Genomic DNA, 20,715 nt, shown 5'->3' with positions numbered 1-20,715 from the left:
TGAAGATTTGCGACAGAATCCCTGGTGCTGCCCCGTGGGACGGGGGCGCCGTCCGACGGGCGAAGAGTCCGGCCCTGTGGGGGGTGCCGTGCTCGACGAAGGCCACCGGGACGGCTGCTCGCAGCCGGCGCGACCCCGGAGAGGTATGCGGCTCCTCCGGGGTCCGGTCGCCGTTCCCGCCCCCTGCCAACCCCGCCCCGCCGAGCAGCAGGGATGAAATCCCACCTCCGGGACGTTGCACTCTTCCGGCAGTGATCGCCGAGGACGCCCCGACGCGGTCACGGACGGTACGAGGACCAGGTGGGAGCGTGAACGTGGGGGAGAAGGAAACCGGGGACGGCACACGGCAGCAGCAGGGCGGTGCCGGCTGGTCGCGCCGGCTGGCCGCGTACTGCTGGCGCTACCGGCGCACCGTGCTCCTGGCGCTCGGCTCGTCGCTGGCCGGAATGGGCCTGATGGCGCTCGTGCCGCTGCTCGTCAAGGTGATCGTCGACGATGTCGTGATCGGTGACTCCGGCGGTCTCGGGCTGTGGATCGGGCTCCTCGTCGCCACCGCGGTCGCCGTCTACGGTCTCACCTACGTGCGCCGCTTCCAGGGCGGCCGCCTCGCGCTGGACGTCCAGCACGACCTGCGCACCGACATGTACGACGCCGTCGTCCGCCTCGACGGCCACCGCCAGGACGAACTGAGCACCGGCCAGGTCGTCGGCCGCGGCACCAGCGACCTGCAGCTCGTCCAGAGCCTGCTGTTCATGCTCCCGATGATGATCGGCAACGTGCTGCTGTTCGTCGTCGCGCTGGTCGTGATGCTCGTGCTGTCGCCGCTGCTCACCCTCGTCTCGCTCGCGGTGGCGCCCCTGCTCTGGTTCATCGCGAACCGCAGCCGGATCCGGTTGTTCCCCTCCACCTGGTACGCGCAGCAGCAGGCCGGCGCGGTCGCCTCCGTGGTCGACGGCGCCGTCGCCGGTGTCCGCGTGGTGAAGGGCTTCGGACAGGAGCAGCAGGAGACCGGCAAACTCCGTGCCGTCAGCCGGAGCCTCTTCGCCGCCCGGCTGCGCACCGTGAAGCTCAACGCCCGCTACACGCCCGCCCTCCAGGCCGTGCCTTCGCTGGGGCAGGTGGCCATGCTGGCCCTGGGCGGCTGGCTGGCCACCGAGGGAAGGATCACCCTCGGCACCTTCGTCGCCTTCTCCACCTACCTCGCCCAGCTCGTGGGCCCCGTCCGCATGCTCGCCATGGTGCTGATGGTGGGCCAGCAGGCCCGGGCCGGAGCGGAACGCGTCTTCGATCTGATCGACACCGAGCCCGCCATGACCGAGCGCCCCGACGCCCACGAGCTCCCCGCGGACGCGGACGCCTCGGTCGAGTTCGACGACGTCTCCTTCGGGTACGGCGAAGGCCCCCCGGTCCTGGACGGCCTGAACCTGCGCATCGAGCCCGGTGAGACCGTCGCTGTGGTCGGCACCAGCGGTTCCGGCAAGTCCACCGTCTCCCTGCTGCTTCCCCGCTACTACGACGTCACCGGCGGTGCCGTCAGAGTCGGCGGCCACGATGTGCGCGACCTCACCGTCGGCTCGCTGCGGGCGGCGATCGGCCTGGTGCCGGAGAACAGCTTCCTGTTCTCCGACTCGCTGCGGGACAACATCGCCTACGGCGCCCCGGACGCCACCGACGAGCAGGTGCGCGCCGCCGCGCGGGCCGCGCAGGCCGACGGCTTCATCTCCGCGATGCCCGACGGCTACGACACGGTCGTCGGCGAGCAGGGCCTCACGCTCTCCGGAGGCCAGCGGCAGCGTGTCGCGCTCGCCCGTGCCATCCTCACCGATCCCCGGCTGCTGGTGCTCGACGACGCGACCTCGGCCGTGGACGCCCGTGTCGAGCAGGAGATCCACGAGGCGCTGCGCGGCGTGATGGCGGGCCGGACCACGCTGCTCATCGCCCACCGGCTCTCCACGCTCGCGCTGGCCGACCGCATCGCCGTTCTCGACGGCGGGAGCCTGGTCGACGTCGGCACCCACGACGAACTCACCGGCCGGTGCTCCCTCTACCGCAGGCTGCTCACCGATCCCGACGAACTCGGCGACGTGCAGCGGGACCCGGCCGGCCTGGCCGGGCACGACGGGCACCGCGTGGTGGACGGCGTGACCCCGGAACTGTGGGTCCGGCCGGACGGCGGAGCGGTTGCGGCGGGCGACTCCGACGGGGCCCGCCCCGCCGCCGCCCACGCGCAGACAGGGCGGCCCGGTGCGTTCGCGGCCGAACTGGCCGCGATGCCAGGCAGTCCCGAACTGCTCGCCCGCGTCGAGGCGCTGCCACCCGCCGACGACGTCCCGGCCGTCGACGAGCGGCACGCGGAGCAGCCGGAGGAGGACTACGGGCTGCGGCGGCTGCTGCGCGGCTTCGGGAAGCCGCTGGCGGTCGCTTTCGGCCTCGTCGCCGTGGACGCGGTCGCGGCGCTGCTGCTGCCGGTGCTCATCCGGCAAGGGATCGACGACGGCGTGTCGCGCGCGGCCCTGGACGCGGTGTGGCTCGCCTCCGCCCTGGGGCTCGTTGTGGTCCTGGGGCAGTGGGCCGCCCAGTTCGGGGCGATGCGGCTCACGGGGCGCACCGGCGAGCGCGTGCTCTACACGCTGCGGGTGAAGATCTTCGCCCAGCTCCAGCGCCTCGGCCTGGACTACTACGAACGCCACCTGGCCGGTTCGCTCATGACCCGGATGACCACGGACGTCGACGCTCTGTCGACCTTCCTGCAGACGGGCCTGGTCACCGCGCTCGTGTCGATGCTCACCTTCTTCGGCATCCTCGTCGCCCTGCTGGTGATCGACCTCCAGCTCGCCCTGGTCGTGTTCGCGGTTCTCCCGGTGCTGATCGTGGGGACGTTCGTCTTCCGGCGGCAGAGCGTGAAGGCGTACGAACTGGCCCGGGAACGGGTGAGTGCGGTCAACGCCGACCTGCAGGAGAGCGTCGCCGGGCTGCGGATGGTGCAGGCGTTCCGGCGAGAGGCGGGTGGCGCAGAGCGCTTCGCGGAGCGCAGCGGCGCCTACCGTCGGGCGCGGGTCCGCGGGCAGTGGCTGATCTCGGTCTACTTCCCGTTCGTGCAGCTGCTGGCCGGGCTGGCCACGGCGGCGGTGCTGGTCGTCGGCTCGGGGCGGGTCGACGACGGCACCCTGACAGCGGGAGCCCTGGTGGCCTATCTGCTCTACATCGAGCTGTTCTTCGCGCCCGTGCAGCAGATGTCGCAGGTCTTCGACGGCTACCAGCAGGCGTCGGTCGCACTGGGGCGCATCCAGCAGTTGCTGCGGGAGGAGACCACGACTCCGGCTGCGCCGTCCCCTCGCCGGGTCGGGGAGCTGCGCGGGGAGATCACCTTCGAGGATGTGCACTTCCACTACAACTCCGCACACGTCCCTCAGGAGGGCGAGATCGCGGAACCGGACGAGCCGGCCCTCTCCGGCATCGACCTGACCGTGGAGGCGGGCAGCACGGTGGCGTTCGTGGGCGAGACCGGCGCGGGCAAGTCGACGCTGGTCAAGTTGGTCGCGCGGTTCTACGACCCGACGCGGGGGGCGGTGCGCGTCGACGGCACGGACCTGCGGGACCTGGATCTCGCGGGCTACCGGCACCGGCTCGGGGTGGTGCCGCAGGAGCCGTACCTCTTCCCCGGCACCGTCCGGGACGCGATCGCGTACGGCCGTCAGGACGCCACGGACGCCGAGGTCGAGGCGGCGGCACGGGCGGTCGGCGCGCACGACATGGTCGCCTCTCTTCCGGGCGGCTATCTCTACCCGGTCTCCGAGCGCGGCCGGAATCTCTCCGCGGGCCAGCGGCAGCTGATCGCCCTGGCCCGCGCCGAACTGGTGGATCCGGACGTGCTGCTGCTCGACGAGGCGACGGCGGCGCTGGACCTGGCGACCGAGTCGTTGGTCAACCGCGCCACGGACCGCCTCGCCCGGCGCCGGACGACACTGGTCGTCGCTCACCGGTTGGCCACGGCGGCCCGGGCGGACCGGATCGTCGTCCTCGACCACGGCCGCATCGCGGAGACCGGCACGCACGCGGAACTCCTCGCGAGCGGCGGTGCGTACGCCGAGCTGTGGCGTGTCTACGCGGGCGAGGAGGCAGCCCCCTCCCCGGCGGTCTGACCGCTGCTCAGGCGGCTGGGGCACGCGGGGTCAGGGCCGGCAGTCGAAGGCCAGGTAGGTGTCGACGGTCTGCAGCATGCCGCCGTCCGGAAGGGGCTCGTTCCGGCGGTGCCAGTGGACGGCGGCGATCTCCTCGTTGGGGGTGAACGGTTCAGGGGCGTCGGTCCGCGCGGTGAAGACGGCGCCGTACATCTGGCCGCGCCCGAACAGTCGCGTACGGGCGAACCCGGCGAAGTGCAGGTCGGAGGCGTGCAGATGCTGCCCCGCCTCCTCCTGCAGCTCCCGCACCGCGGCTTCGCGCGCGGTCTCTCCGGGCTCTATTCCGCCTCCGGGCAACTCCCAGCAGCGCCGCTCCCGTTCGAGTACGAGCAGCACACGGTCGCCCTGCCACAGCGCGACCAGTGCGTAGCCGAGCGGGTGGTCGTCGGGCCGGTTCTCCTCCGGACCGCGCCGGAAGGACAGCAGACTCATCCCCAACGGTCCCGTGGCCAGCGGCGTTTCCTGGGTGTCGTCCATGCTCGAAGCCTAGTGCTGCGGCCGGGGAACCTGCCGGTCGCAGCACTGGACCGCCTCCCGGACCGCCGATGCCCCTTTCGGGCGGACCGGGAGGCCTCTGGCGGAGCAGGTGCCGGACGGATAGGTTCGCGGGCGATCCACGTGACCCAGGGGAGGGACCCATGCGCAGAGCGCTCGGATGGCTGCTGTCACTGGTGGTGCTGGTCGGCACCGTCGGTGCGGGCGCCGGAACCGCGACCGCGGACCCGGCGGCGGCCGACATCGAGGAGAGGCTGTTGGCGATACCCGGCATGAGCCTCATCGAGGAGAAACCCGTCGACGGGTACCGCTTCTTCCTGCTGAACTACGAACAGCCGATCGACCACCGAGACCCGGGGGCCGGCACCTTCCAGCAGCGGATCTCGATCCTGCACCGCAGCGAGGACCGCCCGACGGTGTTCTTCACCTCCGGCTACCAGCTCTACGACCAGCCCCACCGCAGTGAGCCGACGCAGATCGTCGACGGCAACCAGGTGTCGATGGAGTACCGGTTCTTCACGCCGTCCCGTCCGGAGCCGGCCGACTGGGACACGCTCACCATCCGCCAGGCGGCCGCCGACCAGCATCGCATCCACGAGGCGCTGGAGGGCATCTACGCCGGGAACTGGCTCGCCACGGGCGGCAGCAAGGGCGGCATGACGGCCACCTACTACCGGCGTTTCCACCCGCAGGACATGGACGGCACTGTCGCCTACGTGGCCCCGAACAACGTGAACGACCGCCGGGACGGCGCGTACGACGACTTCCTCGCCACCGTCGGCACCGAGGAGTGCCGCGAACGGTTGAACGCCGTGCAGCGCGAGGCGCTCGTGCGCCGTGAGCCGCTGGTCGCACGCTACGAGGAGTACGCGGAGGCGAACGGCTACACCTTCGACCTGATCGGCGACGCCGACCGTGCCTACGAGGTCGCGGTGCTCGACCTGGTGTTCGCGTTCTGGCAGTACCAGCCGGCTTCGGAGTGCGCCGGAGTCCCGGCCGACGACGCGTCCGACGACGCGCTGTGGGACTTCGTGGACCAGGTCTCCGGGTTCGCGTTCTACACCGACCAGGGCATGACGCCGTACGTGCCGTACTTCTACCAGGCCGGTACCCAGCTGGGGAATCCGGATCTGGAGAACGCCCACCTCGACGGGGTGCTGCGCTACCCGGGCATCAACGCGCCGCGCACCTTCGTGCCGCGGGACGTCCCGATGGAGTTCGACCGGCACGCGATGCGGGACATCGACCGCTGGGTGCGCAAGCGCTCCTCCGAGATGCTCTTCGTGTACGGCGGGAACGACCCGTGGGGTGCGGAGCCGTTCCGCGTCGGGCGGCACGCCGGCGACTCGTACGTCTTCACGGCGCCCGGGGCCAACCACGGCGCGGACATCGTCGACCTGACGGCGGGGCAGCGTGCGACCGCCACCGCCGCGGTGCTCGACTGGGCGGGCCTCGGCCGGGAGGCCGAGGACGCGGCGCGCGGCACGGGGCGCCTCACGACGCCGGACCCGGCACTCGACCGGCAGCTCGCCCGAGGCCCGAGGCTGTGACGGGATGACGTGCCGCCCCGGGACGGCCTCCGGGGCGGCAGTCACCGGGGGTCCGCCGCGCCCCGGCGCGCGGCGGACCCCCGGCCCGGTCAGGCGGCCGCGGACAGCAGGCGGAGGAGGTGTTCCCGTCCTGCGTCGAGCACCGAGGAGAGTGCCGGTGCCTGCGGATACCACCGCTTCTCGTACTCCCAGCACAACCAGCCGTCCCAGTCCGCCCGCATGAGCAGATCGGTCGTGTCCGCGAGCGGCAGCACCCCCGAGCCGGGCGGCAGCGGTGCGATGTCGTCCCTCGAGGCGATGTCCTTCACCTGGACGTGGCCCAGGTACGGGGCCAGGTGCGCGAAGGTGTCGGCCGGGTCCTCGCCGGCGCGCCAGGTGTGCATCACGTCCCACACGGCGCCCACCTCCCGGCGGCGCACACCTTCCAGCACCCGTGCGACGTCCGCGCCGCGGGCGTGGGAGTCGTGGGTCTCGAGCAGTACCCGCACTCCGGTGTCGGCCGCGATGCGCGCCACGGCGCACAGGCGTCGTACGGCAAGGGTGTCCGCCGAGGTGTCCCGCCCCGCGTCGGCGGCTGCGCCCGGGAACACCCGTGCACAGGGAGCGCCCAGGTCGCGGGCGAGTTCCAGCAGGGCGGCCGCCTCCTCCAGTACCTGCTCGTCCTCGCCGGGTTGCGCCACCCGCACGCTGCCCGCGACGGCGAGGATCTCCACGCCCGCGTCCCGGCAGATCGCCACCGTGTCGGCACGTTCGCCGGGCGGGAGGCCGGTGTGTACCGGTTCCTGGGGGTGGGCCCGCAGTTCGAGGCCGTGGAAGCCGCCGTCGGCGGCGAGACGGGCGGCGTCCGCCACGGGCATGCCGGGGACACCGAGGGTGGAGAGGGCCAGGCGCATGCGGTCAGAGGACCAGATGCCAGTCCTGTCCGACAAGTTCCTTGCCGTAGCTGTGGTGGCGTTTCTCCCCCGTGAGGGTGAATCCGGCACGCCGGTAGAGGTGCCGGGCGGCGTCCAGCACGCTGTTGGTCCACAGCACCGTCTCCCGGTATCCCGCCTCCCGGGCGAAGTCCAGGCAGGCGCGCACCAGGCGGTCGCCGATGCCGTGCCCCCGGGCGGAGGGCTCGACCAGCAGCAGTCGGAGCCGCGCGGTGCCGGGCGCGGCGTCCGCGACGCACATCACGCAGCCCGCCCGCACTCCGTCGAGTTCGGCGATCCACACCCGCTCCTTGTGCGGGTCGTGCTCTGCCGCGAACTCGCCGACGATGCGCGCCACCAGGGCCTCGAAGTCGCCGTTCCAGCCGTACTCGCGGGAGTAGAGTTCGCCGTGCCGCTGCACGATCCAGCCCAGGTCGCCCGGTTCGGGCGGGCGCAGCCGCACCCGGCCGGCCGCCGGAGCCCCGGTGGGTCCGCCGGTGTCGGCGAGGATCCCGCGGATGGTCCGCATCGCGGCGGCGAGGCGGTCGCGATCCGGCTCCGGGACGGGTTCCAGCATCGCGCCCACGGACTCCAGCGAGCGCTCCTCGAGGAGTGCGGCGGCTACGTGGCCGCGGTCGGTCAGCGTGATGCGCTGGCGGCGCGCGTCGCGGGCGGAGGGTTCGCGGGTGAGCAGGCCGTCCTTCTCGAACTTCAGCAGCAGCCGGCTCAGGTGCCCGGCGTCGAGGTGGAGCGAGGTGCGGAGGTCCGCCGCGTCCACGCGGTCGGCATGGGCGAGTTCGTAGAGGATGCGGGCCTCGGTCAGCGTGTACGGCGTGTACAGGTGCCTGCTGTAGTCGAGGGCGCCGATCAGGTTGGTGTAGAAGCGGTTGAAGGCGCGGACGTCCTGGACGGTCACGGCGTGCTCCGGGGGTGTCGCGCCACCGGTGCGGGTGGTGCGGGCGAGACGGTAAATGTTTGACTCCGGCAAAGATACGCCTCGCGCCCGCCGAGTGGGAAGGGCTCGGGCCGCCCGTGACCCCTGCGGATCCGCGGGCGGAGCCCTCACCGCGGGGTGCCGTGTGTCCGCGCTGCGGACTACCTTCGGTGACATGTCGTTCCAGCCCGCGGTGCTCGAGGGTGTGCTCGAGCGGATCACCTACGCCAACGAGGAGAACGGGTACACCGTCGCCCGCGTGGACACCGGCCGCGGCGGGGAGCTCCTCACCGTCGTCGGCTCCCTGCTGGGCGCCCAGGTGGGGGAGTCGCTGCGGATGGAGGGCCGCTGGAGCTCCCATCCCCAGTACGGCCGCCAGTTCGGCGTGGACAACTACACGACCGTTCTGCCGGCCACGCTGCAGGGCATCCGGCGCTACCTCGGCTCCGGCCTCATCAAGGGCATCGGCCCCCGCATCGCCGAGCGGATCGTGGACCACTTCGGGCTCGGCACGCTCGACGTGATCGAGGAGGAGCCCGGCAGGCTGATCGAGGTACCCGGGCTCGGCCCCAAGCGCACGAAGAAGATCGGAGCGGCCTGGGAGGAGCAGAAGGCCATCAAGGAGGTGATGGTCTTCCTGCAGGGCGTCGGGGTCTCCACCTCGTTGGCGGTCCGCATCTACAAGAAGTACGGCGACGCGTCCATCTCCGTGGTGCGCAACCAGCCCTACCGCCTGGCGTCGGACGTGTGGGGGATCGGGTTCCTCACCGCCGACCGGCTGGCACAGGCGGTCGGTATTCCGCACGACAGCCCCGACCGGGTCGCCGCCGGACTGCAGTACGCGCTCTCGCAGGCCACCGACCAGGGGCACTGCTTCCTTCCGGAGGAGCGTCTCATCTCCGATGCGGTGAAACTGCTCCAGGTGGACACCGGCCTGGTCATCGAGTGCCTGTCGGATCTGGCGGCCGACCACGAGGGGGTCGTGCGCGAGCAGGTGCCCGGTGAGGACGGGCAGCCGGCCACCGCGGTCTATCTCGTCCCCTTCCACCGCGCGGAGGTGTCCCTGGCGGCGCAGCTGCTGCGGCTGCTGCGCACCGGCGACGACCGGTTGTCCGCCTTCCGACACGTGGACTGGGAGGCGGCGCTGGGCTGGCTCGCCCGACGCACCGGAGCCGACCTGGCGCCCGAGCAGACCGAGGCGGTACGGCTGGCACTGACGGAGAAGGTGGCCGTGCTCACCGGCGGGCCCGGGTGCGGAAAGTCCTTCACCGTACGGTCCGTGGTCGAGCTGGCCAGGGCCAAGAAGGCCAGGGTCGTGCTCGCCGCTCCCACGGGGCGCGCCGCCAAGCGCCTGGCGGAGCTGACCGGGGCGGAGGCGTCGACCGTGCACCGGCTGCTGGAACTCAAGCCCGGGGGCGACGCCGCCTACGATCGCGACCGCCCGCTGGAGGCGGACCTGGTGGTCGTGGACGAGGCGTCCATGCTCGATCTGCTGGTGGCGAACAAGCTGATCAAGGCGGTGCCGCCGGGGGCGCACCTGCTGCTGGTGGGCGACGTCGACCAGTTGCCCTCGGTGGGTGCGGGCGAGGTGTTGCGCGATCTGCTGGCGGAGGGCGGGCCGGTGCCGGCCGTGCGCCTCACCCGTATCTTCCGGCAGGCCCGCGAGTCGGGCGTCGTCACCAACGCCCACCGCATCAACTCCGGCGAACCGCCGGTGACGAGCGGGCTGCCGGACTTCTTCCACTTCGTCGAGGACGACACCGAGGAGACCGGACGGCTCACGGTGGACGTGGTGGCGCGCCGCATCCCGGCGAAGTTCGGGCTGGACCCCCGGCGCGACGTCCAGGTCCTGGCCCCCATGCATCGCGGCCCGGCCGGGGCGGGCACGCTCAACGGCCTGCTGCAGCAGGCCGTGACCCCGCCGCGGCCGGGTCTTGAGGAGAAGCGCGCCGGCGGCCGGGTCTTCCGGGTGGGCGACAAAGTGACCCAGGTCCGCAACAACTACGAGAAGGGTGCGAACGGCGTCTTCAACGGCACCGTCGGCGTCGTCACGGCGCTCGACCCCGACGAGCAGACCCTCACCGTCCTCACCGACGAGGACGAGGAGGTCGGGTACGAGTTCGACGAGCTCGACGAACTCGCCCACGCCTACGCCCTCACCATCCACCGCTCGCAGGGCAGCGAGTATCCGGCCGTGGTCGTCCCCGTCACCACCAGCGCCTGGATGATGCTGCAGCGCAACCTGCTCTACACCGCGGTCACCCGCGCCAAGCGCCTGGTGGTCCTGGTCGGTTCCCGCAGGGCCGTCGCGCAGGCCGTGCGGACGGTCTCCGCCGGCCGTCGCTGCACGGCGCTGGACCACCGCCTGCGGGGAAGTGTGCCCTCGCAGCGACCGGGCGGCGGGTTTCCGGAAGACGTCGGCGGGGATGACCGGCGTACCCGGGAGGGTGCAGGATAGGCCTCACGGCGGCACTCCGTGCCATTGTGAGGTCTGCTGGCCGACCCCGAGTGCACCGCACGGCACCGTATGGGGGACAGTGGAACCAGTCAGGGCACCTCGAAGAAGAGGCACTACGTCGGGTGAGGGAAGACGTGAGCGACAACCGCGATGACAACGCCGTAGTACTCCGCTACGGGGACGGCGAATACAGCTACCCGCTGGTCGACAGCACGGTGGGAGACCGTGGTGTCGACATCGGCAAGCTGCGTGCCCAGACCGGTCTGGTGACCCTGGACTCCGGTTACGGCAACACGGCGGCGTACAAGTCCGCCATCACCTACCTCGACGGTGAGCAGGGCGTCCTGCGCTACCGCGGGTACCCGATCGAGCAGGTCGCCGAGCGCGGCTCCTTCATCGAGACGGCCTACCTGCTGATCAACGGCGAACTCCCCACCGTCGACGAGCTGGCGAACTTCAAGAACGAGATCACCCAGCACACGCTGCTGCACGAGGACGTCAAGCGCTTCTACGACGGTTTCCCGCGCGACGCCCACCCGATGGCCATGCTCTCCTCCGTGGTGAGCGCGCTGTCGACGTTCTACCAGGACAGCCACAACCCGTTCGACGAGGAGCAGCGCCACCTCTCGACGATCCGGCTGATCGCCAAGCTGCCGACGATCGCGGCCTACGCCTACAAGAAGGCCATCGGCCACCCGGTGGTGTACCCGAGCAACGACCTGGGCTACGTCGAGAACTTCCTGCGCATGACCTTCTCGGTTCCGGCGGCCGAGTACGAGCTCGACCCGGTCGTGGTCAACGCCCTGGACAAGCTGCTCATCCTGCACGCCGACCACGAGCAGAACTGCTCGACCTCGACCGTCCGTCTGGTCGGCTCCTCGCAGGCGAACATGTTCGCCTCCATCTCCGCCGGCATCAACGCGCTCTGGGGCCCGCTGCACGGCGGCGCAAACCAGAGCGTGCTGGAGATGCTGGAGCGCATCCGCCGCGAGGGCGGTGACGTCGACTCCTTCATCCGCCGGGTCAAGGACAAGGAGGACGGCGTCAAGCTCATGGGCTTCGGGCACCGGGTCTACAAGAACTTCGACCCGCGCGCCAAGATCATCAAGGCGGCCGCGCACGATGTGCTCTCCGCCCTGGGGAAGAGCGACGAGCTGCTGGACATCGCACTGCGCCTGGAGGAGCACGCGCTCGCGGACGACTACTTCGTCGAGCGCAAGCTGTACCCGAACGTCGACTTCTACACCGGCCTCATCTACCGGGCCATGGGGTTCCCGACCAGTATGTTCACCGTGCTGTTCGCCATCGGCCGCCTCCCGGGGTGGATCGCCCAGTGGCACGAGATGATCAAGGAGCCGGGTTCTCGTATCGGGCGTCCCCGGCAGATCTACACGGGTGTCGTCGAGCGCGACTACGTTCCGGTCGAGTCCCGCTGACGCGCTGCGCCGCGACGCACTGCGCGAGGCCCCGGTCGGCTGCCGTGACGGCGGTCGGACCGGGGCCTCGCGCATGTGCGCACCGCCTTGTGGTCCTGTGAAGAACCCGCGAAGATGTGACGTAGGTCACAGTACTGGGAGGCCAACCCTTCGAGGGGGTCGGGGGTCTAAGGGGTGTGACAGCGGCACCCGGCGGAGTCGCCGTCACGAGGTGAGTGTTCCGGAGTGCTTTGAGCGGCCTCTTCCGGAGTGCGAGCCCGTTGGACACCCGGCCCGGATCCCGTGGGGGGAATCCGTGACCGGGACAGGGGAGCGCCCCGCCGGTGGGCCCGTGGGGGGACCTGCCGGGCGGGGTGCTCTCCACCTCTGTGCGTGGGTTCGGTCTTCGGGCGTGCCGGGCGGGGCTGTCGGCGCCCCGGACCGGTTCGGCGGGCCCGTCAGGCGCGGCCCGCGAGCTCGTAGCCCGCCTCCTCCACGGCGGCTCGTACCGCCTCCTCGGCCGGCGCGTTGTCGCTGACGACGATCAGCGTCCCGTTCTGTGCGCTGGCCTCCGCCGAGACCACCCCGGCGAGTGCGGAAACCTCTTCCACGACCGCTCCCTCGCAGTGGCCGCAGCTCATGCCCGTGACCCGGTACGTCCGGCTGGTCGTGGTGGCGTCCATGCGTGGTACTCCTCGGCTCGCGCGGCGATCTGGATACCCCCTCAGGGTATAACGCGCGCCCGGCCGCTCGGGGGAACGGCCGGGCGCGTGCTGCCGTGCTTCCTACTGCCGTCTCGCCCGGTTCCCCGGGCGGCGGGCCACCCACTCGCGGACCGTGTCCGCGTACCAGAAGGGCCGTCCCTTCTCCACCAGGTCCGGCGGCGGGAGCAGGCCGTGTTTCCGGTACGAGCGCACCGTGTCCGGCTGGACACTGATGTGCGCGGCGATCTCCTTGTACGACCAGAGCCGACGGTCGGCCATCTCGTGCACCTCCACAGGGCGGCTTCACGCCCGGCCCATCGTGTGAGCGGCCCGTGACACCAGGTGACACCGGAGGAGGGCTGTCGTGGCTCTGTGACGCGGAACATGCGAAACGGTGACTCCTGTTACCGCGGGGATACGTCCGATCGGCGGTCGCCCGGGAGGAGGACGGACACGGGTGGAACTCAGGCGCCGCAGCCGCGCAGGAACCGCCGGGTGCGCAGCGCCACGGGCAGCGGGCGGTCGGGCGGGCACGGATACATGTCCTGCTCCACGATTGCGAACAGGTCGGCGCCCAGCTTCTGCGCCGCCTCCAGGACGGGCTCCAGCGCCGGCACGCCGAGCGGGGGCTCGCACATCACGCCCCTGGCCACGGCCGGGCCGAACGGTGTGTCGTGGGCGCGCACCTCGGCCAGCACCTCCGGGTCGACCTGCTTGAGGTGCAGGTAGCCGATCCGTTCGCCATAGGTCTCGATCAGTTCGACACTGTCCCCGCCGCAGTAGGCGTAGTGACCGGTGTCCAGACACAGGCCCACCAGGTCCGGATCGGTCGCGTCGAGGAAGCGCTTCACGTCCTCCTCCGTCGCGATGTGCGTGTCGGCGTGCGGATGCACCACGGTGCGCAGGCCGTACTCCTCCAGAAGGGCACGGGCGAGCCGTTCCGTGCCGTGCGCCAGATGCCGCCACTGCTCGGCGGTCAGATCCGGGGCCTCGAGCGGCTCCGCGGTCCGGTCGTCCCGCCAGAACGAGGGAATGGCCACGAGATGCTCCGCTCCCGTCGCCCTGGTCAGCCGCGCGACCTGCTTCACGTGCGCCCAGGTCTCCTCCCAGACCCCGGGGCCGCGGTGCAGTGCGGTGAACACGGTGCCTGCCGAGACGCGGAGGCCGCGGTGCCCGACCTCCTCGCGCAGCCGCGCGGGATCGGTCGGCAGGTAGCCGTACGGTCCCAACTCGATCCAGGAGTACCCGGCCTCCGCCACCTCGTCGAGGAAACGGCGCCACGGCACCTGCTGCGGGTCGTCGGGGAACCAGACGCCCCACGAGTCCGGCGCGGAGCCGACCCGCAGACGGTCCAGGGTCGCGGTCATGTGCGGCCTCCTCGGAGTCTCGGTGTGCTCGACGCCCCTGACGCGTTCCCGCCCTCGCGTCGCGTCACGCAGCGGTGCGCCGGTGTACGGTCCGGAAGCGTGGCGCCACCCGGTGGTGGTACCCGCCCGGAGGGTGAAGCACAACTGCCGCCGGAGAGCGGCGGGGCGGCACCCGTGTGCGCGCCGTGCCGGGGTCCGCGCGGCCCGCACCCGCCCGACCGGACACGTCGGCCCGCACCCGACCGTGCGGGCCCCGCGAAGGAGGACGCCTTCCGTGACCGAACCCTTCGATGTGGTCACCATGGGCCGCATCGGTGTGGACATCTACCCCCTGCAGACCGGCGTGGGGCTCGCCGACGTCGAGACCTTCGGCAAGTTCCTCGGCGGATCGCCGACCAACGTGGCCGTCGCCGCCGCCCGCCTCGGCCGCCGCAGCGCGGTGGTCACGCGCACCGGAGCGGACCCGTTCGGCGACTACTGCCGCCGCGCCCTGTGCGACTTCGGCGTCGACGCACGCTGGGCCACACCCGTCCCGGACCATCCGACGCCCGTGACCTTCTGCGAGATCTTCCCGCCCGACGACTTCCCGCTGTACTTCTACCGCCGGCCCGTCGCCCCCGATCTCCTGATCCGTGCCGAGGAGCTCGACCTCGACGCCGTCCGCGCCGCCCGGATCCTCTGGGCGACCGGCACCGGCCTGTGCCGGGAGCCCAGCCGGGAGGCCACGCTGAGCGCTCTCGCGGCCCGGCGCGACGCGGCGGCCCCGGCGGCCACCGTGCTCGACCTGGACTGGCGGCCCATGTTCTGGCAGGAGGAACCGCGCCGGGTGCGCGCGCTCTACCGCGAGGCACTCGCCCACGCCACCGTCGCCGTCGGCAATCTCGACGAGTGCGAGGTCGCCACCGGAACGCGCGACCCGCAGGCCTGCGCGGACGCCCTGCTGGCCTGCGGAGTGGACCTCGCCGTCGTCAAGCAGGGGCCGGCCGGGGTGCTGGCCGCGCACCGGAACGGGGAACGCACCGAGGTGCCGCCCCACCCCGTCGAAGTGGTCAACGGTCTCGGCGCGGGCGACGCATTCGGCGGCTCGCTCTGCCACGGAATGCTCGCCGGCTGGGACCTCGAGCGGACCGTGCGTCGCGCCAACGCAGCCGGCGCCCTGGTCGCGTCCCGGCTGGCGTGCTCCTCCGCGATGCCCACGGCGGAGGAGGTGGACGCGCTGGTCGGCGAGGGAGAACCCGCGCTGCGCCACGCGGCTGACGATGCGGTCGGCATGCCGCGACACACCGGACGCAACGTTCCGCACAGGGAAGGCTGAGGAAATGAACCGGTTCGACGGACGCCATCACCGCCCCGCGGGCACCTCCGGCAGCGATGCCTACCGCCTGGACGTCTCGCCCGGGAACGCGGGCTGGCAGTACTCCTCGCTGCGCGTCCTGGAACTTCCGCCGGGCGGCAGTCACCGTTTCGACTCCGGCGACAGCGAATGGATCGTGCTGCCGCTCGCGGGCGCCTGCGGCGTCAACGCAGACGGGGAGACCTTCGTGCTGGACGGCCGCGAGAACGTCTTCGCCGCCGTCACGGACTTCGCCTACGTGCCCCGCGACGCCCACGTACGGATCGACAGCTCCCACGGCGGCCGCTTCGCCCTCGCCGGGGCACGCTGCACCGGCCGCCTCCCCGCCCGCTACGGCCCCGCCCCGGCCGTCCCGGTGGAACTGCGCGGAGCCGGAAGCTGCTCCCGCCAGGTCAACAATTTCGCCGCCGCCGGCGTCTTCGAGGCCGATCGGCTGATCGCCGTCGAGGTGCTCACGCCCGGAGGCAACTGGTCCTCCTACCCGCCCCACAAGCACGATGAGCACCGCCCCGGCACGGAGAGCGAGTTGGAGGAGATCTACTACTTCGAGATCGCAGGGCACGACGGCACCCCGGGCGTCGGGTACCAGCGGGTCACGCCGTCCGGAGACGGCAGCCGCACCGATGTGCTCGCCGAGGTGCGCACCGGCGACGTCGTCCTCGTCCCGGACGGCTGGCACGGTCCCTCCATCGCCGCACCCGGCCACCCGATGTACTACCTCAACGTGATGGCGGGCCCCGGCCCCGAACGGCAGTGGCTCATCCGGGACCACCCCGACCACGCCTGGATCCGGCAGAGCTGGCAGGGCCTGCCTGCCGACCCCCGGCTGCCGCTGACGACGGCCCGGCACCCGGAAGCAGCAGAAGGAGGCGCGACATGACCGCGACGCGACGACTGACGGTCGCCCAGGCCCTGATCCGCTTCCTCTCCGCCCAGTACACCGAGCGCGACGGACACCGGCAGCGCCTCGTCACCGCCTGCTGGGGCATCTTCGGTCACGGAAACGTCGCCGGCATCGGCCAGGCCCTGCTGGAGTACGGCGACCGTATGCCCTACCTCCAGGGGCGCAACGAGCAGGCGATGGTGCACGCGGCGGTCGGTTACGCCCGGCAGAGCGACCGGCTGCGCACCCAGGCCGTCACCACCTCCATCGGGCCGGGCGCCACCAACCTCGTGACCGGCGCCGCGCTCGCCACCGTCAACCGGCTCCCCGTTCTGCTGCTGCCAGGAGACACCTTCGCCACCCGCCCCGCCGATCCCGTGCTCCAGCAGCTCGAAGTCCCCTCCGCGGGCGACGTGTCGGTCAACGACGCGCTGCGGCCCGTCTCCCGCTACTTCGACCGCGTCACGCGACCGGAGGCACTGATCGACGCAGCGCTGGAGGCCGTCCGGGTCCTCACCGACCCGGCGGAGACCGGTGCCGTCACCCTCGCCCTGCCGCAGGACGTGCAGGCGGAGGCCCACGACTGGCCCGAGGAGTTCTTCGCCGAGCGCGTCCGGCGGGTGCGCCGGCCGGCCCCCGACCCCCGCGAACTCGCGGACGCCGCCGCCCTGCTGCGCCGGGCACGCCGGCCGCTGATCGTCGCGGGCGGCGGCGTGCACCACAGCGGCGCGGAGGACGCCCTGGCACGGCTGGCCGAGGCGACCGGCATCCCGGTCGTCTCCACCCAGGCCGGCAAGGGGGCGCTGGCCTACGACCATCCCTGCGACCTGGGCGGTCTCGGACACACCGGTACCGCCAACGCCGACGCACGCGCCGCCGCGGCGGACGTGGTGCTCGGCGTCGGCACCCGCTGGACCGACTTCACCACCGCGTCGAAGACGCTCTTCGCCGAACCGGATGTCCGGTTCATCAACCTCAACATCACCGCCTTCGACAGCGGGAAGATGGGCGGGCTGCCGCTGGTCGCCGATGCGCGCGCGGGGCTCGAAGCCCTCACCGCCGCCCTGTACGAGCACCGGGTCGGCCCGGACTACGAGGCCGAGTACCAGGGGGCGAAAGCCCGTTGGGAGCGGGCCGTGGACGCGGCGTTCGCCGCCGAGGACGGCGGGGTGCGCCCCACCCAGACCCAGGTGCTCGGCGCGCTCGACGGCGTCGTCGGCGACGAGGACGTGATCATCAACGCGGCCGGGTCGCTCCCGGGCGACCTGCACAAACTGTGGCGCGCACGGTCCCGACGCCAGTACCACCTGGAGTACGGCTACTCCTGCATGGGGTACGAGATCCCGGCCGCCATCGGCGTCCGCCTCGCCGCCCCCGACCGCACCGTGTGGGCGCTGGTGGGGGACGGCACCTACCTGATGATGCCCACCGAACTGGTCACCGCCGTGCAGGAGGGCGTCGACCTCAACGTGGTGCTGCTGCAGAACCACGGGTACGCCTCCATCGGCGGCCTGTCCGAGGCGACCGGCGGTGAGCGCTTCGGCACGGCCTACCGCTACCGGGCCGAGGACGGCTCCTTCACCGGTGCCCCGCTGCCGGTGGACCTCGCCGCCAACGCCGCCTCCCTGGGGGCCAGGGTGCTGCGCGCCCGCACCGTGGACGAGCTGCGTGCGGCGCTCCGCGACTCGCGGGACCACGCGGGCCCCTCGGTCGTGCACGTCGAGACCCGTGTCGCAGCGCCCGGTCTGGAGCCCGCGCTGGACCACGCGCTGGCGGCGCACGCCTGGTGGGACGTACCCGTCGCCGGGACGGCCACCCGGCCCGCGGCGGTCACGGCGCGCGGGGCGTACGACCGCGAGGTGCAGCGGCGGCGCCACCACTTGTGAGCGACGCCCTCCGGCAAGGCCGCTCCCGAGCCGCGATGTGCCGGTACCGGCAGCTCCCCTGACGCGCTGTCGGGCCACCCGGCTCCCGTGCCGGCGTCGCGTGGCAACGGAACCGGGAGGTCCGGTGGAGAAAGTGGGAAGATGTGCCCGCACCGCCTCGCGCCGCCACCCGAACGACAAGGTGACCCGCTCTTGAACAGCCCCACGCCCTGCCACATGTGCGGCAGAATCCTGAACGGTGCCCTCTGCTGCCCGGACTGCGGCACCGCCGTGGCCGAGCACCACGAGGCCGCCGCGGAGACCACGCTTCAGCTGACGGCGGAGCACGTGCGGTCCACCCCCGGAGGTGCCCTCCCCGGAGAGGCGCTCCCTTCCGAAAGCCCGGCCGACCCGCCGTGCCCCGGCCCGCAGGCCGGAGCCGGGGAGCAGCCGAACGGGGCATCGCCCGAACCGGCCCGCCGCAGGCGGAGCAGAAGGGGCACGTTCGCCGCAGTGGCACTCGTCGCCGCTGCCGTCGTGTCGGTCGCCGGACTCTCGCTGGGCGACGCGGAGGCTCCCGAGGGCGTCACGGGTCCCGGGACGCACCCGCAGAGCAGCCCAGCCGGCACGACCCGCCCCTCCGACCCGCCGTCCTCCCCCGGCTCCGGAACGGAGCGAGGTGCACGGCAGCCGGGGCAGCCCTCCGCGTCCGGCGCCACCGCCGGCACTTCCGCGACGCAGCCGCCGGACCCGGAGACCTCCGTCCCCGCCACGGCGCCGCCCGCACCCGCTACCAGCATCCCGGCCACCCCGGCCACCCCGGCCGATCCGACGCCCTGCGAATCCGGACGATGCCGTGGCCGCGAGCGGAGCGGTCACGACCACGACCCTCCGGGCAACGGCGTCGGCTCCGGCTGACGCCCACCCGGGCCGGACGCTCAGCCGTCCACCGGACTCCGACTGCGGCCCGCGGCCCTGGCGAGCAGCGGGCCGGTCACCGCGAGCACGAACACGTAGGCCGCCGCCAGCGGCCGCAGGGTCTCGTACCGGGCTCCCGCCAGCGCCACGATGACCAGGGCGAACTCACCGCGGGCGATCAACGCGGTGCCGGCCCGCAGCCGGCCCTGCACCCCCGCTCCGTCGCGGGCCGCGGCGTACCATCCGGCCGCCACCTTCGTGACGGCCGTGACCGCGGCCAGCGCGACGGCCGCCGGCAGCACCGGCAGCAGCGCCGCCGGACTCACGGACAGGCCGATGGCCAGGAAGAAGATCGTGGCGAACAGGTCCCGCAGCGGGCCGAGGACGGCACGGGCGCGGTCCGCGGCCTCACCGGTCAGCGTCAGGCCGACGAGGAAGGCACCCACGGCCGCCGAGACGTACACCGCTTCGGCCAGTGCCGCGACGATCAGCGTGAGCCCCAGCACGCGCAGCAGCACCTGCTCCGCGTCCGGGTGCGCCATCAGGCGCCCCAGGTGATGCCCCCACCAGTACGAGGCGGTGAAGGCGGCGGAGACGGCACCGACCGCGACGAGCACGCCGAACAGCGCCTCCTGCCAGGATCCGCCGGACACCACGACGGCCAGCACGGGAAGGTACGCGGCCATCGCGAAGTCCTCCAGGACCAGCACCGACAGCACCGCCGGAGTCTCCCGGTTGCCGAGGCGCCGCAGGTCCCCGAGCAGCCGCGCGACGATCCCCGACGAGGAGATGTAGGTGATGCCGGCGACCGCCACCACACCGCCCGCGTCCATGCCCAGCAGCCATCCCGCCACGGCTCCCGGAGCGGCGTTCAGCACGAGATCCACTCCCGCCGACGGCAGGTGGCGCCGCAGGCTGACGGTGAACTCGGGGAGCGTGAACTCCAGACCCAGGGCCAGCAGCAGCAGGACCAGGCCGATGGCCGCCCCGGTTTCCACGAACGCTCCCGCCGCCGGTACCGGGGCGACGCCGCCCTCGCCCAGCGCCAGTCCGGCGAGCAGGTAGAGCGGCACCGGGGACAGTGCGAACCGCCGCGCCAGGCTGCCCAGCACACTGAGCGCCGCCAGGATGATGCCGAGTTCCAGCAGCAGCGCGACCGAGGTGTGCACCGGTCAGCCCCGGATGATCTGTTCCACGCCGCCGATGCCGTCCTGCGTGCCGATCACCACCAGCACGTCCCCTGCGCGCAGCACACGCTCCGGGCCGGGGGAGGCGATCACCTCGTCCTCCCGCACGATCGCCACGATCGACGCGCCGGTACGCGTCCGTGCCTTGGTGTCTCCCAGCCGTCGGCCCGCGAAGGGGGTGCCGTGCCGGACCTCGACCTGCCCGGCGCTGAGCCCCGGCACCTCCCGCGTCAGGTCGGCGAAACGTTCGGCGATGCGCGGTGCGCCGAGGATCTCCGCGACCGTGTCCGCCTCCTCCGAGGTGAGCCGCAGCAGGGGGCGCGCCACATCCGGGTTGTCGCCCGCGTACACCAGGAGTTCGAAGTCGCCCGACCGCCGTGCGACGATCCCGACCCGATCACCGTCCCGGCTGGTGAACTCGTACCGCAGTCCCACCCCGGGCAGGAGCACCTCGTTCACGTCCATGTCCGCCATCCTGGCCCCGCGGGGGGCC

16 protein-coding genes are annotated in these 20,715 nt (G+C 72.4%); 8 read left to right on the top strand and 8 right to left on the bottom strand.

Annotated elements, in window-relative coordinates:
• Positions 1-314 precede the first annotated feature (314 nt).
• Positions 315-4,142 carry an ABC transporter ATP-binding protein gene (locus tag ACL06G_RS04785; RefSeq protein ID WP_412785599.1) on the top strand — a complete coding sequence of 1,276 codons (3,828 nt, stop codon included), beginning with the start codon at positions 315-317 and terminating at the stop codon, positions 4,140-4,142.
• 30 nt (positions 4,143-4,172) lie between these two features.
• Here ACL06G_RS04785 and ACL06G_RS04780 read toward each other — a convergent pair whose 3' ends face one another.
• Positions 4,173-4,658 carry an NUDIX hydrolase gene (locus ACL06G_RS04780; protein WP_412785600.1) on the bottom strand — a complete coding sequence of 162 codons (486 nt, stop codon included), beginning with the start codon at positions 4,656-4,658 and terminating at the stop codon, positions 4,173-4,175.
• A 161-nt stretch (positions 4,659-4,819) separates the two neighbouring features.
• On the opposite strand from ACL06G_RS04780, the gene ACL06G_RS04775 reads away from it, so the two are divergent.
• Positions 4,820-6,226 (top strand): S28 family serine protease, encoded by a 1,407-nt coding sequence (locus ACL06G_RS04775; protein ID WP_412785601.1) that lies wholly within the window; start codon positions 4,820-4,822, stop codon positions 6,224-6,226.
• Positions 6,227-6,315: 89 nt separating this feature from the next.
• On the opposite strand, the gene ACL06G_RS04770 is transcribed toward ACL06G_RS04775, so the two are convergent.
• Together ACL06G_RS04770 and ACL06G_RS04765 are read right to left on the bottom strand one after the other, a co-directional pair.
• Entirely contained in the window at positions 6,316-7,119 is an 804-nt protein-coding gene (locus ACL06G_RS04770; protein WP_412835466.1) for a sugar phosphate isomerase/epimerase family protein, read from the bottom strand.
• A 4-nt stretch (positions 7,120-7,123) separates the two neighbouring features.
• The gene (locus tag ACL06G_RS04765) at positions 7,124-8,053 is read right to left on the bottom strand and encodes a bifunctional helix-turn-helix transcriptional regulator/GNAT family N-acetyltransferase (RefSeq protein WP_412785603.1); all 930 of its coding nucleotides are present in this window, start codon (positions 8,051-8,053) and stop codon (positions 7,124-7,126) included.
• Between the two features lie 193 nt (positions 8,054-8,246).
• Here ACL06G_RS04765 and recD2 point away from each other — a divergent pair, with 193 nt between their 5' ends.
• Both recD2 and ACL06G_RS04755 read left to right on the top strand, forming a co-directional pair.
• The gene (recD2, locus tag ACL06G_RS04760) at positions 8,247-10,529 is read left to right on the top strand and encodes an SF1B family DNA helicase RecD2 (protein ID WP_412835465.1); all 2,283 of its coding nucleotides are present in this window, start codon (positions 8,247-8,249) and stop codon (positions 10,527-10,529) included.
• A gap of 122 nt (positions 10,530-10,651) precedes the next feature.
• Positions 10,652-11,965 (top strand): citrate synthase, encoded by a 1,314-nt coding sequence (locus ACL06G_RS04755; RefSeq protein WP_412785605.1) that lies wholly within the window; start codon positions 10,652-10,654, stop codon positions 11,963-11,965.
• 437 nt (positions 11,966-12,402) lie between these two features.
• Here the strand turns inward: ACL06G_RS04755 and ACL06G_RS04750 are convergent, their stop codons facing one another.
• The 3 genes from ACL06G_RS04750 to ACL06G_RS04740 all read right to left on the bottom strand — a co-directional run bounded on the left by ACL06G_RS04750 (position 12,403) and on the right by ACL06G_RS04740 (position 14,015).
• Complete coding sequence (locus tag ACL06G_RS04750; RefSeq protein ID WP_412785647.1) at positions 12,403-12,672, bottom strand: heavy-metal-associated domain-containing protein; 270 nt, start codon at positions 12,670-12,672, stop codon at positions 12,403-12,405.
• A 57-nt stretch (positions 12,673-12,729) separates the two neighbouring features.
• Positions 12,730-12,927 carry a helix-turn-helix transcriptional regulator gene (locus tag ACL06G_RS04745; RefSeq protein ID WP_412785606.1) on the bottom strand — a complete coding sequence of 66 codons (198 nt, stop codon included), beginning with the start codon at positions 12,925-12,927 and terminating at the stop codon, positions 12,730-12,732.
• Positions 12,928-13,112: 185 nt separating this feature from the next.
• Entirely contained in the window at positions 13,113-14,015 is a 903-nt protein-coding gene (locus tag ACL06G_RS04740) for a sugar phosphate isomerase/epimerase family protein (protein WP_412835464.1), read from the bottom strand.
• 301 nt (positions 14,016-14,316) lie between these two features.
• Here ACL06G_RS04740 and iolC point away from each other — a divergent pair, with 301 nt between their 5' ends.
• The 4 genes from iolC to ACL06G_RS04720 all read left to right on the top strand — a co-directional run bounded on the left by iolC (position 14,317) and on the right by ACL06G_RS04720 (position 19,035).
• Positions 14,317-15,330: a 5-dehydro-2-deoxygluconokinase gene (gene iolC, locus ACL06G_RS04735; RefSeq protein ID WP_412785648.1), complete on the top strand. Its 1,014-nt coding sequence runs from the start codon at positions 14,317-14,319 to the stop codon at positions 15,328-15,330.
• A 4-nt stretch (positions 15,331-15,334) separates the two neighbouring features.
• The gene (gene iolB, locus ACL06G_RS04730; RefSeq protein ID WP_412785608.1) at positions 15,335-16,249 is read left to right on the top strand and encodes a 5-deoxy-glucuronate isomerase; all 915 of its coding nucleotides are present in this window, start codon (positions 15,335-15,337) and stop codon (positions 16,247-16,249) included.
• Complete coding sequence (gene iolD / locus ACL06G_RS04725) at positions 16,246-18,138, top strand: 3D-(3,5/4)-trihydroxycyclohexane-1,2-dione acylhydrolase (decyclizing) (protein ID WP_412785609.1); 1,893 nt, start codon at positions 16,246-16,248, stop codon at positions 18,136-18,138. The genes iolB and iolD overlap by 4 nt, the downstream gene beginning before the upstream one ends.
• Before the next feature lie 192 nt (positions 18,139-18,330).
• On the top strand, positions 18,331-19,035 hold the full coding sequence (locus ACL06G_RS04720) for a hypothetical protein (protein ID WP_412835463.1): 705 nt from the start codon (positions 18,331-18,333) through the stop codon (positions 19,033-19,035).
• Between the two features lie 20 nt (positions 19,036-19,055).
• On the opposite strand, the gene ACL06G_RS04715 is transcribed toward ACL06G_RS04720, so the two are convergent.
• Positions 19,056-20,204: a cation:proton antiporter gene (locus ACL06G_RS04715; RefSeq protein WP_412785611.1), complete on the bottom strand. Its 1,149-nt coding sequence runs from the start codon at positions 20,202-20,204 to the stop codon at positions 19,056-19,058.
• 3 nt (positions 20,205-20,207) lie between these two features.
• The gene (locus ACL06G_RS04710) at positions 20,208-20,687 is read right to left on the bottom strand and encodes a cation:proton antiporter regulatory subunit (RefSeq protein ID WP_412785612.1); all 480 of its coding nucleotides are present in this window, start codon (positions 20,685-20,687) and stop codon (positions 20,208-20,210) included.
• Between the last annotated feature and the right edge of the window lie 28 nt (positions 20,688-20,715).

The sequence above is a fragment of the Streptomyces callyspongiae genome (genome assembly GCF_047200695.1).
Classification (GTDB): Bacteria; Actinomycetota; Actinomycetes; order Streptomycetales; family Streptomycetaceae; genus Streptomyces.
Note: the sequence above shows the minus strand (reverse complement) of the source record. Positions and strands in the feature narration are given on the sequence as shown.

Bases quoted from the DNA above. Each gene is read 5' to 3' on its own strand.
- ACL06G_RS04780 (WP_412785600.1), bottom strand. From the start codon at position 4,658: ATGGACGACACCCAGGAAACGCCGCTGGCCACGGGACCGTTGGGGATG.
- ACL06G_RS04775 (WP_412785601.1), top strand. From the start codon at position 4,820: ATGCGCAGAGCGCTCGGATGGCTGCTGTCACTGGTGGTGCTGGTCGGC.
- ACL06G_RS04770 (WP_412835466.1), bottom strand. From the start codon at position 7,119: ATGCGCCTGGCCCTCTCCACCCTCGGTGTCCCCGGCATGCCCGTGGCG.
- recD2 (WP_412835465.1), top strand. From the start codon at position 8,247: ATGTCGTTCCAGCCCGCGGTGCTCGAGGGTGTGCTCGAGCGGATCACC.
- ACL06G_RS04745 (WP_412785606.1), bottom strand. From the start codon at position 12,927: ATGGCCGACCGTCGGCTCTGGTCGTACAAGGAGATCGCCGCGCACATC.
- ACL06G_RS04740 (WP_412835464.1), bottom strand. From the start codon at position 14,015: ATGACCGCGACCCTGGACCGTCTGCGGGTCGGCTCCGCGCCGGACTCG.
- iolC (WP_412785648.1), top strand. From the start codon at position 14,317: ATGGGCCGCATCGGTGTGGACATCTACCCCCTGCAGACCGGCGTGGGG.
- iolB (WP_412785608.1), top strand. From the start codon at position 15,335: ATGAACCGGTTCGACGGACGCCATCACCGCCCCGCGGGCACCTCCGGC.
- iolD (WP_412785609.1), top strand. From the start codon at position 16,246: ATGACCGCGACGCGACGACTGACGGTCGCCCAGGCCCTGATCCGCTTC.
- ACL06G_RS04710 (WP_412785612.1), bottom strand. From the start codon at position 20,687: ATGGACGTGAACGAGGTGCTCCTGCCCGGGGTGGGACTGCGGTACGAG.